At 62.5% G+C, this 15,975-nt stretch carries 10 protein-coding genes; 4 read left to right on the top strand and 6 right to left on the bottom strand.

Annotation, left to right across the window (positions count from 1 at the left end):
- Positions 1-61: 61 nt before the first annotated feature.
- The 3 genes from VFL62_RS07755 to VFL62_RS07745 form a co-directional block, all read right to left on the bottom strand.
- On the bottom strand, positions 62-1,576 hold the full coding sequence (locus VFL62_RS07755) for an outer membrane protein (protein WP_325171782.1): 1,515 nt from the start codon (positions 1,574-1,576) through the stop codon (positions 62-64).
- 266 nt (positions 1,577-1,842) lie between these two features.
- Positions 1,843-4,521: a glycosyltransferase gene (locus VFL62_RS07750; protein ID WP_325171781.1), complete on the bottom strand. Its 2,679-nt coding sequence runs from the start codon at positions 4,519-4,521 to the stop codon at positions 1,843-1,845.
- Positions 4,522-4,846: 325 nt separating this feature from the next.
- Positions 4,847-5,401 carry a beta-1-3, beta-1-6-glucan biosynthesis protein gene (locus VFL62_RS07745; protein ID WP_325171780.1) on the bottom strand — a complete coding sequence of 185 codons (555 nt, stop codon included), beginning with the start codon at positions 5,399-5,401 and terminating at the stop codon, positions 4,847-4,849.
- Between the two features lie 288 nt (positions 5,402-5,689).
- On the opposite strand from VFL62_RS07745, the gene VFL62_RS07740 reads away from it, so the two are divergent.
- Complete coding sequence (locus tag VFL62_RS07740; RefSeq protein WP_325171779.1) at positions 5,690-7,315, top strand: beta-(1-6) glucans synthase; 1,626 nt, start codon at positions 5,690-5,692, stop codon at positions 7,313-7,315.
- Here VFL62_RS07740 and VFL62_RS07735 read toward each other — a convergent pair.
- Both VFL62_RS07735 and VFL62_RS07730 read right to left on the bottom strand, forming a co-directional pair.
- Entirely contained in the window at positions 7,275-7,655 is a 381-nt protein-coding gene (locus VFL62_RS07735; protein ID WP_325171778.1) for a hypothetical protein, read from the bottom strand. The genes VFL62_RS07740 and VFL62_RS07735 overlap by 41 nt on opposite strands.
- Before the next feature lie 156 nt (positions 7,656-7,811).
- Complete coding sequence (locus VFL62_RS07730) at positions 7,812-9,323, bottom strand: hypothetical protein (protein ID WP_325171777.1); 1,512 nt, start codon at positions 9,321-9,323, stop codon at positions 7,812-7,814.
- A 171-nt stretch (positions 9,324-9,494) separates the two neighbouring features.
- Here VFL62_RS07730 and glmU point away from each other — a divergent pair, with 171 nt between their 5' ends.
- The 3 genes from glmU (at position 9,495) to VFL62_RS07715 (ending at position 13,690) form a co-directional block, all read left to right on the top strand.
- The gene (glmU, locus tag VFL62_RS07725) at positions 9,495-10,853 is read left to right on the top strand and encodes a bifunctional UDP-N-acetylglucosamine diphosphorylase/glucosamine-1-phosphate N-acetyltransferase GlmU (RefSeq protein ID WP_325171776.1); all 1,359 of its coding nucleotides are present in this window, start codon (positions 9,495-9,497) and stop codon (positions 10,851-10,853) included.
- Between the two features lie 119 nt (positions 10,854-10,972).
- The gene (gene glmS / locus VFL62_RS07720; RefSeq protein ID WP_325171775.1) at positions 10,973-12,799 is read left to right on the top strand and encodes a glutamine--fructose-6-phosphate transaminase (isomerizing); all 1,827 of its coding nucleotides are present in this window, start codon (positions 10,973-10,975) and stop codon (positions 12,797-12,799) included.
- 117 nt (positions 12,800-12,916) lie between these two features.
- Complete coding sequence (locus VFL62_RS07715; RefSeq protein ID WP_325171774.1) at positions 12,917-13,690, top strand: DUF502 domain-containing protein; 774 nt, start codon at positions 12,917-12,919, stop codon at positions 13,688-13,690.
- 86 nt (positions 13,691-13,776) lie between these two features.
- On the opposite strand, the gene recG is transcribed toward VFL62_RS07715, so the two are convergent.
- Positions 13,777-15,882, bottom strand: a complete 2,106-nt coding sequence (recG, locus tag VFL62_RS07710) for an ATP-dependent DNA helicase RecG (protein WP_325171773.1) — start codon at positions 15,880-15,882, stop codon at positions 13,777-13,779.
- Positions 15,883-15,975 lie beyond the last annotated feature (93 nt).

Raw genomic sequence — 15,975 nt, 5'->3', positions numbered from 1 at the left:
CACGAGAGGGCATCGAGTGCCCTCCGCGAAGTTGCGTGTTACCGATAAAGAAGCCCAGCCGTCAGTTCAGATGATAGTTGAGTCCGGCGCGCACAATGTTGCCGTTGAAGTGTACATGCGTGGTCGTTCCGACGGCGGCGATGCCAGTTCCGGGAAAGCCGGTCGGCCCTGTATCGATGGCAAAGTTACCCGTTCCGTAATTGGCCGATCCCAGATCGTAATACAGGTATTCACCCTTGACGCTCCATTTCGGGGCGAACATCCATTCGCCGCCTGCGCCGACCGCGTAACCTGCCCGCGTATCGGAAAACGTTCCAGCGACCGCGTTGGGTTGCAAAGGTGCAGCGGCATTCGTCTGGCTGATCGTGGTGCTTGATTTCACCCCGCCATAGGCGAGACCGCCGGTCACATAGAGCAGGGCGGTTGGAGTAACCGTCGCACCGAGGCGGCCGCGCACTGTTCCAAGATAGTCCACGCTGCGGGACGCCGCGACGTTGGTCACGAACGAAGGTGAAAATGGGACCGGAACGACGGTCGTCACGGCCGCGCTGTTGCTCAGCGACGAATCCTGGATATCCGCCTCAACACCGACAAGCAGCTTCGGCGAGAGCGCCCAGTTGTAACCCACCTGACCACCACCGATAAACTCGCTATTACCGATCGGAAGCTGGCTCGTGGCACCGGCAGCCATCGCAGCCGCGATTGGCGCAAACGTGCTGAACTGCAAGACCGTGGCATCGGTATTGATTCTGTCAGCCCCGTCGACATAGCCCACGTTCACACCTCCGTACCAACCGGACCACGGACTACCCGCCATGATCGGCGCCTTGGTGTAAGGGGCCTTGGTGTAGAGCGGTGGCGGCGGCGGTGCGGCCGGGCTGCCGAATTTGTAGCTAATGCCTGCGCGAACGATGTTGGCGGTCAGTCCGACGCTTTCGGGAATGCCTGGCGCGACATTGAAGACCTGCCCGTTGCCGAGATCGACGTAGAGATATTCGAGTTTTGCGGTCAGGTTCGGGGCGATCATCGTTTCGACCCCGGCACCGAGCGTCCAGCCGGCGCGCCAAACGTTACCCGAGGCCGGCGTCAGCGCGTCCCAGCCGTGGATGTCGCCAACGGCAAGACCGCCAGTCGCATAGAGAAGCCAGTTGCCGCCAGGGCCGGCTGCATATCCGATGCGTCCGCGGAAAGTGCCAAGCGCGTCAAGGTTGGTGCCGCAGGGGTGCGGCGTCGCCGTCAACGGACCGCAGACGTTCGAACTGCCGCGGAGATTCGACCACGACAAATCGCCTTCCAGACCGTAAACCCAAGACCCCATCTGCCAGTTCGACCCGAGCGAGCCGCCAAACAGCCCGCCGCGCATCCCATAGCGGCCGTCCGCTGGGGGGCCTTCAGTATTGGTTGGGGTGAAAACCGGAATGCCCGGATCGGTCTGACTCGAGGTACCCCACCCCCAGCCACCAGTTATCCCGCCGTAGGTGCCTGTCCAACCGGGCGCGGGCGGCGTTGGCGGTGCTGCCAAAGCAATGCTGGCGCTGCTCGCCAGTAGCGTCGCTGTGACAATGATTTTTTTCATAACGAGCTCTCGAGAGGACAAAGAATTAAATATGCAGTCTGAATTTAACGTGCCGGGCGGGGTTCGGCTGTGACCAAACCACAACAGTTACCGATAAAGACTTCCCCAGGGCCGCCGGTCCCAAGCGCTTCAAGGCGACACGGCCCCGTTGCAGGTGCAGGATAAAGCAACCGCAGGAAGGCAAGCGCCGTGACCAGACAGCACGAGGTTCCGGATTGACTGCAATGATGGAGGACGTGCTCGCGGAGGCCGGTAGGACCGGCGCCCTAGCTGGCCTCGGAGCGGATTTCACTCGCGACCGGCTGCGGAGGGGCAGCGACCGAGGGCAGCGCTACCGGCCGTAGTCCGATCAGTTCGGCGGTTCGAATGCCGGCATCGTGCCAGAACTTGAATGAGTTGATCCGGGAGCTCTCGAGAATGGCAATCGCCACCGCCGAGAGGAACGGCAGGCTTTCCAGGACCAGCACGCCCGCGAAGATGTAGATTTCGCGGATCTGCTTGGAATTGTTCGTCACCACAAGCACGACCGCTCCGATCAAAAGCAGCACGCCGATCACCGCTTCCCAGAACGCCTGGAACTCGATCGACATTCGCGACAGGCCACCCTTGGAGGTGCGCGCGAACGGCAGATGCTCGGTAATCAGTCCCTGCGCGACGGCCCGCGACACCGTCCACTGCACGCTCATCGCGGCAATCATGGCGCCGAGCATCTGCCCCCATTTCACCGGTACGCGAAGGCGATAGAGAATGAGGAAGTGCGCCAGCGACACCACGAACGCTGCGATGATCGGCAAGGTCAGGATGCGGTCGGGAATGGCTATGTCGGCGAAGGCGACGATCGGCACCCAGATCAGGTTGAGAATCGCGACCACGACACCCAGCGTTTCCGCGCCGAGCCAGTTCAGCCAGCCCAGCGAAAATTCGCGCTTCTGATCGCGCGTCAGCCGGCTCGCGCCGGGCAGGAAGCGCCGCCAGTGCTTCTTGACGATCTGAAAGCCGCCATAGGCCCAGCGGTGGCGCTGCTTCTTGAAGGCTTCATAGGTGTCCGGCAGCAGACCGTGCCCGTAGCGATAATTGGTGTAGTGAGTGAGCCAGCCGTGCTCGATGATGTTGAGGCCGAGATCGGTATCCTCGCAAATGGTATCGCCGGCCCAGCCGCCTGCCATGTCCATCGCCGCGCGGCGGATCAGACACATCGTGCCGTGCACGATGATGGCGTTCTCTTCGTTACGCTGGACCATTCCAATGTCGAAGAAGCCGGCATATTCGCCGTTCATGATGTAATGCATCAACGAGCGGTCGGCGTCGCGGTGATCCTGTGGCGCCTGTACGAGGCCAACGCGCGGATCGGCGAACACGGGCACCAGGTCCTTGAGCCAGTCCGGTCCGACGACATAGTCGGCGTCGATGACGCCGATGATCTCGGCATCGGCCGCGGTCCGCTCCATCGCGATGCGCAAAGCGCCGGCCTTGAAGCCCTGCACCTTCTCGGCGTTGATGAACTTGAAGCGCTCGCCGAGCGCACGGCAGTGATCCTGGATCGGCTGCGTGAAAGCGGGATCGGGCGTGTTGTTGATGATCACGACGCATTCGAAATTCGGGTAGTCGAGCCGCGCCACCGCATCGAGCGTCGCCTTGAGCATCTCCGGCGGCTCGAAATAGGCCGGGATGTGGATCGAGACTTTCGGAAAGCTCACATTGTCGCCGATGGTCGCAGGCACGGTCGGTGCGCCCTTGACGATCAGGCGCTGTGGCTTGCGGCCGAAGGCGATCGCCGCGATTTCCTCGACCCGCGCCATCGCAATCAGGACCAGCGGCACCAGAAGGATCAGGCCCAGCGTCAACGCGAAGGCCGAGCCGAAGACGAAATAATGTCCAGCCCAATAGGCGAAGACGGTCGCGGCCCACGCTCCGACGCCGTTGGCGGCTGCCGACAGCGTCAGCGCCTGCAGCACGGTCGGCCTCGCCAGCCGCAGGATCGGCAATGACATCAGGATGCCGACGAGGACGGCGATCGTCGCAAGCTTCCAGTAGTCCGGATTGACGATCGGTCCGGTCCAGCTGAATTTCGGCTCGCGCGCTGCGTTCAGGATTCCCCAATAGGGTCCGACGCCGCCCTCGAAGAATTTCCAGGGTTGGTCGATCGCCTCGACGATGTTGTAGTCCATGCCGATGGCCTCGGCCCGCGAGACGAAATTGTGCAGCACCACCGCCTGCTCGAACGAGCCCGGGAAGGCGCCGCGCAGATTGTAACCGGCGCTCGGCCAGCCAAACTCCGCGATCATAACGCGCTTGCCTGGAAATTGATCGCGCAGAAGCTGATAGCGGTCGACCGCCTGATCGACTGCCTGGGTATCGGTGAAATACTCCCAATAGGGCAGCACGTGCGCGGCGATGAAGTCGACCGAGTAGGCGAGGTCGGGATAGTCGCGCCAGATGTTCCAGATTTCGCCGGTCGTGACGGGAACGTTGACCGATTTTTTGACCCGCTTGATCAGCTCGATCAGGTCTTCGGGTTTTTGCTCGCCGCGATAAATGGTTTCGTTGCCGACGACGACGCCGATGACATTGCTGTTGCGGCGGGCGAGGTTGATGGCGGCATCGATCTCGCGTTCATTGCGCTCGGCGTTCTTGTCGATCCAGGCGCCGACAGTGACCTTGAGACCAAATTCGGCGGCGATCGGCGGCACGAGCTCCACGCCTCCGGTCGAGGAGTAGAGGCGAATCGCGCGGGTGATCGACGACAGCTTTCGCAGGTCGTCGCGAATTTTTTCGACGGTGGGAATGTTGTCGACATCAGGATGCGCGGTTCCTTCGAACGGCGCATAGGAAACGCTCGGCAGGATTCCCCGAAAATCGGGAGCCTGCTTTTTTTCCTGGAAAAAGCCCCAGAGCGCGGCGTGAGCGGCGGTGACGAATAACAAGACGGCGACGACGGCGCGCATCGCAACTAACCATAAGGGGCATGCAGTGGGATAAAGCGAACCCGTCCCCAAGGTTCGTCCGGCATGAGGATATCTATCAGGATAATCCTGCCACGCGATTTAACAACTAATATGGTGGATTTGACGTTCGCTCCAGTGTTGGCCGTGCCCGCGGCGAGCGAAGGTCAGATCGAGAACCATATCAGAAACTCGTATTTCCCGGCTTGGCAGTGTCGTTTCGGTTCTGACGTCGGAAACGCACGCCCTAGGCGGGAATACGAACGTCAGGCCCCGACAGTTGTATGGCGCGATGGCGATTTAAGGGCACGGGTGCGCGCCCCGCGAGCTATTTGGTCGCGGGGGGCGGGGTTGCAGCGGCGGGGGCCGGTGCGGCGTTTCCGGACGTCGTCGTCGCCGCCGGCGGCTGAGCAGCGGCGGCTTGCGGCTGGGCGTTCGGATTGATCCAGCAGGCGTGGACCCGGTCATCCAGGCTCTTTTGCACCTTGTCGTCGATCTGGGCGCCGAAACGCGTCAGGCAGCGGAAAGCTGCCTGGACGTGACCGCCCGGACAGCCAAAACGGTCATACAGGTCCAGGTGGCGGAATGCGGTGTCGAGATCATCGCGCCACATCAGACGGACGACCCGGCGGCCGAGCCAGACGCATTCGGGGTTGCCGGCCGGCCCGTTGATGGCCTGTGCGGCTTCGGCGAATTCGTCGGTTTTGCGCTGATTATCCTTGGCGGCGTCGGCAGCATTGGCGTTGGGCTTGCCCGGCTGGTCCGGGTTTGCCGGCGCCCCACTCTGGGCCAGAGCGCTGCCCAGGCCAAGCATCAGCGCCAGTCCCGGAACAACAAGATAGCGCGACACCGCAACCCGACCCTCAAACACCCGCTGACGCATAAATTCCCCGATTTGGTTCCGGCCCAACTCTTTGCAAGTCCTGCCTAACTCCGGCCCGGCAAGCCCTGTCGGATACGATACCGCTCGTTACGCTTGCCGCCCAAATAGGACCCCAATGCGGCGGCTAGGCGTGCCGGAATCCCATGACGGAGATTTTGAATTTTGGCAAGCAAACCCGCAACTTTATCGTACTTTGGTAAAATTCGACGAAGGAACGAACGCCGCTCGGCCATTCCCACTCTTGGCAGACAGCCGATGACCGGTTAATCGACGGTCCTGCCCGAAAGGATGGAACCGATTTCTTTTCGCACGCCGCTGGCGCTTCTCATACTATCCTTAGGTTCGATAGCCGCGGTGTGGTGGTGGCTTGCCACGCCGATCTCGCTGGCGCGCGCGCCGATCGATCCCAACGCAAAGCTTCAATGCGTGTCCTACGCGCCGTTCCGCGGTGAGCAGACGCCGCTGGTGCCCACGACCCATATTTCGGCGGAACAGATTTCCGAAGATCTCGCCCAGCTCGTCAAGGTTTCCGACTGCGTCCGCACCTATTCGGTCGACAATGGCCTCGATCAGGTCCCCGAGCTTGCCGCCAAGGTCGGGCTGAAGGTCATTCAGGGAATCTGGCTGAGCAGTAACCGTCAGAAAAATGCGTTCCAGATAGCAACCGGCATCAGGCTCGCGAAAGAATTTCCTTCAACCATCACTGCGCTCGTCGTCGGGAACGAAGTCTTGCTGCGCGGGGAAATGACCCAAGCGGACCTCGCGGCGACGATCCGTCTGGTCAAGGCACAGGTCCCGGTCCCCGTTACCTATGCCGACGTCTGGGAGTTCTGGCTGCGCTATCGCGAGATCTATGACGCAGTCGATTTCGTCACCATTCACATCCTTCCCTTCTGGGAGGACTTTCCGATCCGTGCCAAGTATGCAGCGGCGCATGTCGAGGCGATCCGGCGGCGGATGGAGGTCGCCTTTCCCGGCAAGGAAATCCTGATCGGCGAAACCGGCTGGCCGAGTGCAGGGCGGATGCGCGATGCAGCCTTGCCCTCGCGCACCAATCAGGCGCGCGTGGTGTCGGAAATTCTCGATCTCGCCAAGCGCCAGAACTTTCGCGTCAACCTGATCGAGGCGTATGACCAGCCCTGGAAGCGCCAGCTCGAAGGTACTATGGGCGGCTACTGGGGGCTGTTCGATTCCGTTCACCGGGCGCTGAAATATCCGCCAGGCGTCGCCATCAGCAACTATCCGAATTGGAAGCTGTACATGGGAGCCGGCATGGTTCTGGCAGCGATGGTTTTCGCGGTGGCTTTGCTGGCGTTGCGGCGCAAGCCCTGGATGCCAAGGTTCACGTCCTGGCTTGCGGTTGGAATCTCCGCGACGTCGGCGGGTTCATTGCTCGGTATTGCTGCCGATAAGATGTACTACGAGAGCTACGGTGTCGGTGGTTGGCTGCTGTGGGGCTCTCTGCTGGCGGCCGGCATCGCCTCGCCGCTGTTTGCCGCGCATGCTCTGATGTCGGGTAGGGCGCTACCCACCTTCCTAGAGTTGGTCGGCCCATCCGACTATCGCGGACGATCGCGGAACTCGGCTCTCATGGCTGTCGTTCTGTCGGTCACTGCGGTGATCGGCGCGGCGACTGCGGCCGGCCTCGCGTTCGATCCCCGTTACAAGGATTTTCCGTTCGCCTCGCTCACCATGGCCGTGGTGCCGTTTTCGCTGCTGAGCCTGCTCAACCGCCCGAAAGAAGGCATTCGTCCGATCGCAGAGGCGAGCTTTGCGGGGCTGTTGGTGATGAGCGCGATCTATACCGGCTTCAACGAGGGCCCGGACAATTGGCAGTCGCTCTGGACCTGCGCCATTTACGTGCTGCTCGGTGCTACGCTGTGGCGGGCGCGGGCCGCGCAAATCCCAGAATAAGCAGGCCGATCGCCAGTCCGGACAGGACCACGTTGTAAAGCACGATGCCGAAGCCGGCTGCGATCAGGCCGAGCGTGAGCAACACGATCGACGGCCGAATGACGTGCAGCACCGCGATGACGATTGCCGTGATTCCGAACACGGAATTGCGAAAGAGGCTGGTCGCCAAGGCCCGCGACTTGCAGAGCAAGGTTTGCAGGCCGGCATCGCAAGCGAGCGACGTGGAAGACAATTCAATCGCCATGTAGCGGACGTAGATCGCGTAGCCGACGGTCAGAAAACCAACGATCAACAGCCACTGGACCTGATACGGGCTGACGCGGAACGGGGTCTTCTTCACGGATATATGGTCCTCTGGAACGCAAGGCGGTTTGCCGTGTTTGGCCTCACCGCGCAAGGCCATTCTCGAGACGGTCCCGAAAGTGGTTCAAAATAGCGCACTAAACCATGGCAATGCCATCGGTTTCTGGACAGCAGGTTCCGTGACTTCCGTCGTTTATTCGCGTTTGCCGAACAGCCGTGACAGGGTCGACGGCTCCGGCTTCGGAGGCTCTTCGACGACCTTGGGACGCTTCGAAGAATAGTAGTGCCTGTGCGAGGATGACCGCGATGAGCTCTGTGCCGGTTTGTCCTCGACTTCAGGCTTGGTCGCCTCGGGCTTGCTCGCTGCGGTCTTGTCGATCTCATCAGCGCCCAAAGCCAGCCGTTGGCCCTCGAACACGGCGGTGGAGCACCCGCGATCGCTCACCGTCAACGAGGCGCAGATTTTCGCGGCCGCCGCCGCATCGCTGATGGGCCCCGCGACCAGCCGCAGCTGCATGCCGAGCCCGTTATTGTTTTCTTTGATCACGATGACGGGACGCAGCTTGGTCAGCGCGGCGTTGGAGCGGGATTTCAGAAGCCCGCGCCAAAGGGCGCGCAGGCCGGGAATCGAATTTGCAGTGCCGACATCGACGCCGAATTCAGTGTGCGGGGCGACGAGCTCGGGTGGCGCCGCAACAGCGGCGGCTTCTGGTTCATCCGCCGCCTTCGGCACCGGCGTGACGGCGGCGATCTCGGGCAACGGCGCGGCGACGATGGCCTTCGCCGATGTAGCCGGCTCGATCAGCTTTCCGGCCGCAGGATCGGGCGGACCCATCATCGATTTCGAGGCCATCAGCGACCCCAACGGCTGACCGTTCTGGTTTTGTTGTTCCGTGGTCGATTTTGCGGAGCCAGGTTCAGCCGCCGTTGCGGCCGCCGACTGCTTGTCCGATTTAGTTGTGGCGGCTGCTTTTTCGGTGACGGCCGGGGCCGTCGTCGTCACCGGCGCTGCTGCAGGGGGGATCGTTGACTTGACCGCCGTCGACGCTGCGTCGATCGAGGCTGTCGTACTGACGGCGGCCGCGGGCGGCGAGGGGGACTGGTTACTGGCCTGCGGCAATGCAGCGGTCGAAGCCACGGGCGCGCCCGTCGGCACGCCTGGATTTGCGATGGTTTGAACCGCGGTGCCTTGAATAGCATTGCCCTGGCCCAAGCCGCCCGGCGTTGCGCTGGCCTGGCTTGTGCCGCTTTGACTTGTGTTGGCTTGGCTTGCGTTCGCCTGACCCGCACTCGGCAGCGGTGCCGATGAGCCAGCGCCTTGTCGCGCGATGGCCCCGGTCACCGAATCCAGCCCCTGTTCGAGCACCGCGACGCGGGAGTAGAGGCGATCCCGGTCGCTGTTGAGCGTGTCGATCGCAGAAGAAAGCCGCCGGGTTTCGTTTTGGCTTTCCTTTGCCGTGAGCTGAAGTTGCTGGGCCTGCTTCAACAGGTCGGCGGAGGCCGATTGCTCGTGCCGCAGGGTGATCGAAGACTGGTTGGCGAGCAGGGCGACCACAACCGCGCCGACGGAGACCGCCGCCCAGGTGCCGAGCCGCCAGAGGGCGCGGCGATCAAGTTCCTCGTCGTCGGCAAGAAGGCCGGAAAGCGCGCCACCGGTCTCGCCGATGTCGAAGCCGCCGCGCAGCTTGTCGGAATCCTTCACCATGAGTTGTCTTCGGCCCCCCAGGCCTGACCGAATCAATCGATAAACATTAACAGGAAATCGGCACTCAGCCTTCGGTCCTCGATCCCTCCAAAGAGCGAATCGGGTTTCCCTCCAGCATCAAAACGCTCTATGAGGGCGGCAACGCTATTTGAAGCGATCAAGGAAATTCGAATGAGTGGCAGGTCCAGCCTGACCGTTGTGCTCGCAGCCGGCGAAGGAACGCGGATGCGGTCGTCGCTGCCGAAGGTCCTGCATCCGGTTGCCGGCCAGTCACTGTTGGCGCACGTACTGGCGGCATCACCCAAAGGCGAGGGCGCCTCGCTGGCGGTCGTGGTCGGGCCGGATCATCAAGCGGTCATCGACGAGGCCAGGCGATGCCGGCCCGACGCCGAGACCTTCGTCCAGCGCGAGCGGAAGGGGACCGCACATGCGGTGCTGGCGGCGCGCGATGCGCTGGCGCGCGGCGCGGACGATCTGATTATCGCTTTTGGCGACACGCCGCTGATTTCGTCAGCGACTTTTGAACGGCTGCGCGCAGCGTTGCACCAGGGCGCAGCGCTCGCCGTGCTTGGCTTTGAAGCCGCCGACCCGACCGGCTATGGACGGCTATTGGTCGACAACGGACGCCTGACCGCGATCCGAGAGCAGGCGGATGCAAGCGCGACTGAGCGCGCCGTCACGCTTTGCAATGCCGGCATCATGGCGTTCGACGGACGAAGAGCACTTTCGGTGATCGAGAAAATCGGCAATGCCAACAGCAAGAGCGAATACTATCTCACGGACGCGGTTGCCATCGTCAGGGATCTCGGATTGGAGGCTGTCGTGATCAAGACCAGCGAGGACGAAGTGCGCGGCATCAACACCAAGGCGCAGTTGGCTGAAGCCGAAAGCGTCATGCAGACGAAGCTGCGCCAGGCGGCGCTCGAGGCCGGCGTCACCCTGATTGCACCGGAAACGATCTTTCTTGCTGCCGACACGGCCTTCGGAAAGGACGTCACGATCGAGCCGTTTGTCGTCATCGGACCCGGCGTTTCGATCGCGGACGGCGCCGTCATCCATTCCTTCTCCCACATCGTGCAGACGTCGATCGGAAAGAAGGCGTCGGTCGGGCCTTATGCGCGGCTGCGTCCCGGCACCTCGCTCGGGGAGGGTGTGAAGATCGGCAACTTCGTCGAAACCAAAGCGGCGGCAATTGAAACCGGCGCCAAGGTCAACCATCTGAGCTATGTCGGTGATGCCCATGTCGGCGCCAACGCCAATATCGGCGCCGGTACGATCACCTGTAACTATGACGGATTCAGCAAGCACAAGACCGAGATCGGGTCCGGCGCGTTTGTCGGCACCAACTCGTCGCTGGTGGCGCCCGTCAGAATCGGCAACGGCGCCTATATCGGCTCGGGCTCGGTGATCACGCGCGATGTGCCGGACAATGCCATGGCGGTGGAGCGGAGCCAGCAGACCAACCGCGAGGGCGGCGCCACGCGCTACCGCGAACTGAAGACCCGCGGCAAGGCGCCGAAGGGCGGTTAACGGAGCTTGTTAAGCCTTCCACTTAACGCTGTCTCAATCGGCAATAATTATTGAGTATCTTGGCGCGGCCGAATTTCGTTAAGAAATCGCTGGGCCTTGGATCAGGGGATAACAACCGCATGTGCGGCATCATCGGCATTCTCGGGCGTGCACCGGTCGCCGAACAATTGGTCGATTCGCTCAAGCGCCTCGAATATCGCGGCTATGATTCCGCAGGCGTTGCGACGCTGGAAGGCGATCATCTCGATCGCCGCCGCGCCGAAGGCAAGCTGAAAAATCTCGAATCACGGCTGAGAGAAGCTCCGCTGAGCGGCCATGCCGGCATCGGACATACCCGCTGGGCCACACACGGCAGGCCGACCGAGGGCAACGCCCATCCCCATGCCACCGAGAACGTGGCCGTCGTTCACAACGGCATCATCGAGAATTTCCGTGAACTGCGCGAGCAGCTCGAAAAACAGGGCGCCAAGTTTGCGTCCGAAACCGACACCGAGGTGATCGCGCATCTGGTCAACTCGTATCTCGTCAAGGGTGCCTCGCCGCAGGACGCCGTCAAGGCCGCGCTGCCGCAACTGCGCGGCGCCTTTGCGCTCGCTTTCGTCTTCCGCGGCCATGGCGACCTCCTGATCGGTGCACGCCGCGGTTCGCCGCTTGCGATCGGTTACGGCAAGGGTGAGATGTATCTGGGATCGGACGCGATTGCGCTCGCGCCCTTCACCGACACGATCAGCTATCTCGAAGACGGCGACTGGGTCGTCCTGACACGGGACTCCGCCGTGGTCTACGACGCCAAGAACGAGCGCGTCCACCGCGAGGTGCTCAAGTCCGGCGCGTCGTCGTTTCTGGTCGACAAGGCGAACTATCGCCACTTCATGGCCAAGGAAATCCACGAGCAGCCGGAAGTCGTCGGTCACACGCTGGCGCGTTACGTCGACATGGCAACCGAGCGGGTCGCGTTGCCTCAGAAGCTGCCTTTCGATTTCAAGAACATCCAGCGCATTTCGATCACCGCCTGCGGCACCGCGAGCTATGCCGGCTATATTGCCAAATACTGGTTTGAACGGCTGGCGCGCATTCCGGTCGAGCTTGATGTCGCCTCTGAATTCCGCTACCGCGAGCCGCCGCTGCACAAGGACGACCTGGCGATCTTCATTTCGCAATCGGGCGAGACCGCGGACACCCTGGCTGCGTTGCGCTACGCGAAATCGCATGGTCTGCACACGCTTTCCGTCGTCAATGTGCCGACATCGACAATTGCGCGCGAAAGCGAAACCGTGCTGCCGACGCTCGCCGGGCCCGAGATCGGGGTCGCCTCGACCAAGGCATTCACCTGTCAGCTGATGGTGCTGGCCGCGCTCAGCGTGGCCGCCGGCAAGGCGCGCGGCGCGCTGTCCGACGCTGACGAATCCAAACTCGTGCACGGGCTTGTCGAAATTCCACGGCTGATGTCGGCGGCACTGGCGACCGAGCCGCAGGTCGAGAAGCTCGCCCGCGACCTTTCGAAGTGCAGCGACGTGCTCTATCTCGGCCGCGGCACCAGCTATCCGCTGGCGCTCGAAGGCGCGCTGAAGCTGAAGGAAATCTCCTATATCCATGCCGAAGGCTATGCGGCCGGCGAACTCAAGCATGGCCCAATCGCGCTGATCGACGAGAAGATGCCAGTCGTGGTGATCGCGCCTTACGATCAGGTGTTTGAGAAGACCGTTTCCAATATGCAGGAAGTGGCGGCGCGCGGCGGCCAAATCATCCTGATGACCGATGCCAAGGGCGCGGCGGAGGCGACCATCCAGTCGCTGGTGACGATCGTGCTGCCGGATATGGGGGCGATCTTCGCCTCGATGGTCTACGCAATCCCGGTACAACTTTTGGCCTATCACACAGCCGTGGTGATGGGTACCGATGTCGATCAGCCGCGAAATCTCGCCAAATCGGTAACCGTGGAATAACTGCTTCGCTGGTCTGGCCGCCTACGGCGCTTCGATTCGTCCAGGGGTCTTCAAAAGTCTGTTAGGATGGCTTAGCTGGCATATGAGCATTGCTGCTTTGACCGATCTGGAACCCCGATGAACCGCGACGATCTACCCCCGCCCGAACTCCCGGCCGACCCGGCGCCGGAGGTCCACAGCGGTTTTGTGGCCCGCATTCGCAACTATTTCCTGACAGGCCTCATCGTCGCCGGTCCGATCGCGATCACTTTCTACCTGACCTGGTGGTTCGTCACCTGGGTTGATGGTCTGGTCCGGCCGTTCGTTCCCATTGCCTATCGGCCCGAAACCTACTTGCCGTTCGGTTTGCCGGGCTCCGGACTGGTGGTTGCCGTATTCGCGCTGACGCTGCTCGGATTTCTCACCGCCAATCTGATCGGGCGCTCGCTGGTCGATCTGAGCGAGCGCTTCCTTGGCCGGATCCCGGCGGTGCGCGCGATCTACCGCGCCATGAAGCAGGTGTTCGAAACGCTGTTCTCGGGCAAGGGATCGAGCTTTCGCCGTGTCGGGCTTGTCGAATTTCCCTCGCCTGGCATGTGGTCGATCGTGCTGATTTCGCAGCCGCCGAATGAAGATATTGCGACGAGCATTCCGGGCCAAGAAGAGCACATCTCGGTGTTCCTGCCGTGTGCGCCGAACCCGACCACGGGATTCTTCTTTTACGTGCCGAGGAACAAGGTCATCGAGGTCGAGATGAGCGCCGAAGATGCCGCAACTCTCATCATGTCCTGCGGCGTGGTGCAGCCTGGCTCCGACTCGCAAAAGAAAATGGCGGCGCTGGCCGGCATGGCGAATGCCGCGCGGGCCGCCAATTCCTCAACCCTGCTGCCGGAACCCGCCAAGGTCGATTGAAGGCGTCGTCATTTCGGAGCGATGCATCGAAGCCGGGATCTCGAGATTCCGGGTCTGCGCTTTGCGCATTCCGGAACGACAGCAGCTTATCCCGCGCCCATCAGCGGCAGCGCTTCGCCGCGCTCATAAAGATAAAGCAGGCAGCGCAGCGCCTCGCCGCGTGCTCCCGTCAGCTTCGGGTTTTCCTTCATGATGCGCAGCGCTTCGTCGCGGGCTTGTGCGATCAGCTGGCCATGGACCTCCGACCGCGCGATACGGTAGCCGGGAAGTCCGCTTTGCCTGATCCCGAGCACGTCGCCTTCACCGCGCAGTCGCAGATCTTCCTCCGCGATACGGAAACCGTCGGTGGTTTCGCGGATCACGGTCAGCCGCGCTTTCGACATCTCACTGAGCGGTTCGCGATAGAGCAGCAGACAGGTTGATGCCTCCGAGCCGCGGCCGATGCGACCGCGCAACTGATGCAGCTGGGCAAGCCCGAAGCGCTCGGCGTTTTCGATGACCATGATCGTGGCCTCCGGCACGTCGACGCCGACCTCGACCACCGTCGTGGCCACCAGAAGGCTGATCTCGCCAGAAGCGAACTGCCCCATGGTGCGGTCCTTGTCCGGCCCCTTCATCTTGCCGTGCACGAGCCCGACCTTGTCGCCAAAGCGCTCCTTGAGACTGGCGAAGCGCTGCTCGGCGTCGGTGAGCACCACTTCCATCGCCTCGGATTCCTCGACCAGCGGCACGATCCAATAGACCCGCTTGCCCTTGTCGACGGCGCGTCCGACCGCGTCCATGACTTCGGCGAGCCGGTTCATCGCAACCGCACGCGTGTCGATCGGCTGACGTCCGGCCGGCTTCTCCCGCAACTCGGAAATATCCATGTCGCCGAAATAGGTCAGGACCAGCGTGCGCGGGATCGGCGTTGCGCTGAGAACCAGCACGTCGACGGCGTCGCCCTTGGCGGTCAGCGCAAGCCGCTCGCGCACCCCGAAGCGGTGCTGCTCGTCGACGACCGCCAATGCCAGCGACTTGAACATTACGTCATCTTGAATCAAAGCGTGCGTGCCGACCAGAAAATCGATTTCGCCGGCTTCGAGCCGCGTCAGGATATCCCGCCGCTCCTTGCCTTTCTCGCGCCCGGTGAGGATCGCAACCCGCATGCCGGCGCGTTCGGCGAGCGGGGCGATGGTCTTGATGTGCTGGCGGGCCAGAATTTCCGTCGGCGCCATTAACGCGGCCTGACGTCCGACCTCGGCAACAGCGGCCGCGGCAAGGAGTGCGACCACGGTCTTGCCCGAGCCGACGTCGCCTTGCAGCAAACGCAACATCCGCAGCGGCTGTTGCAGATCGCCGGCAATGGCGGCCGCCGCCTCCCGTTGCGACGAGGTCAGCGCGTATGGCAGCGCATCGATGATCTTCCGCCGCAAGTGGCCGTCGCCGGCGTGGCGATTGCCTGCCGGCCGCCGCAGCTGCGAACGCACCAGCGCCAGCGCAAGTTGCCCGGCGAGGAGTTCGTCGAAGGCAAGCCGCGACCAGAACGGCCCATCCGGCAGGATGTCGGTCAGCTCGACCGGAACATGGACCCGGGTCAGCGCCTCCTTGACCGCCGGAAAATGGCAGCGGCGGATCACCTCGGGGCTGATCCATTCGGGCAGCTCGGGCAATTTCTGCAGCGCCTGGGCAATCGCCCGCCGCAGTGAACCTAACGCCAGCCCTTCCGTCAGCGGATAGACGGGATCGATGCCGGATAACTTTGCAAAGCCGGCTTCATCGACGACGCGGTCGGGATGCACGATCTGCGGCACGCCATCGAATATCTGCAAGGTCCCCGAGACGTAACGCTTGGTGCCGACCGGAAGCAGTTTCTCGATGTAATCGGCTTTGGCGCGAAAATAGGTCAGAACGACATCGCCGGTATCGTCGCTGGCATAGACCAGGTAGGGCGCGCGGGCGTTGCGGGGCGGCGACGGCCGATGGCGGTCGACGGTCACTTCCAGCGTGACCACGGTTCCCGGCACGGCGTCGCGAATCTTTGGCCGGGCGCGGCGATCGATCACGCTCGAAGGCAGGTGCAGCAGCAGATCGACCAGCCGCGGCGCCTCCTCGCGCCCCAGCAGATAGCGGAACAGCTTGTCCTGCTTCGGACCGACGCCGGAAAGACTCGTCACCGGCGCAAACATGGGATTGAGCAGAGCAGGGCGCATCGAAGCTCGCGATCAAATCGGCATGACTGTTGATAATCGGGAACAAGATGGGCTGACAACCGCCATTCGGATCGCTATATCAGCGCCGCCCGG

The organism is Bradyrhizobium sp. (genome assembly GCF_035701725.1).
Taxonomy (GTDB): domain Bacteria; phylum Pseudomonadota; class Alphaproteobacteria; order Rhizobiales; family Xanthobacteraceae; genus Bradyrhizobium.
This window is presented reverse-complemented; position numbering and strand designations above follow the sequence as displayed.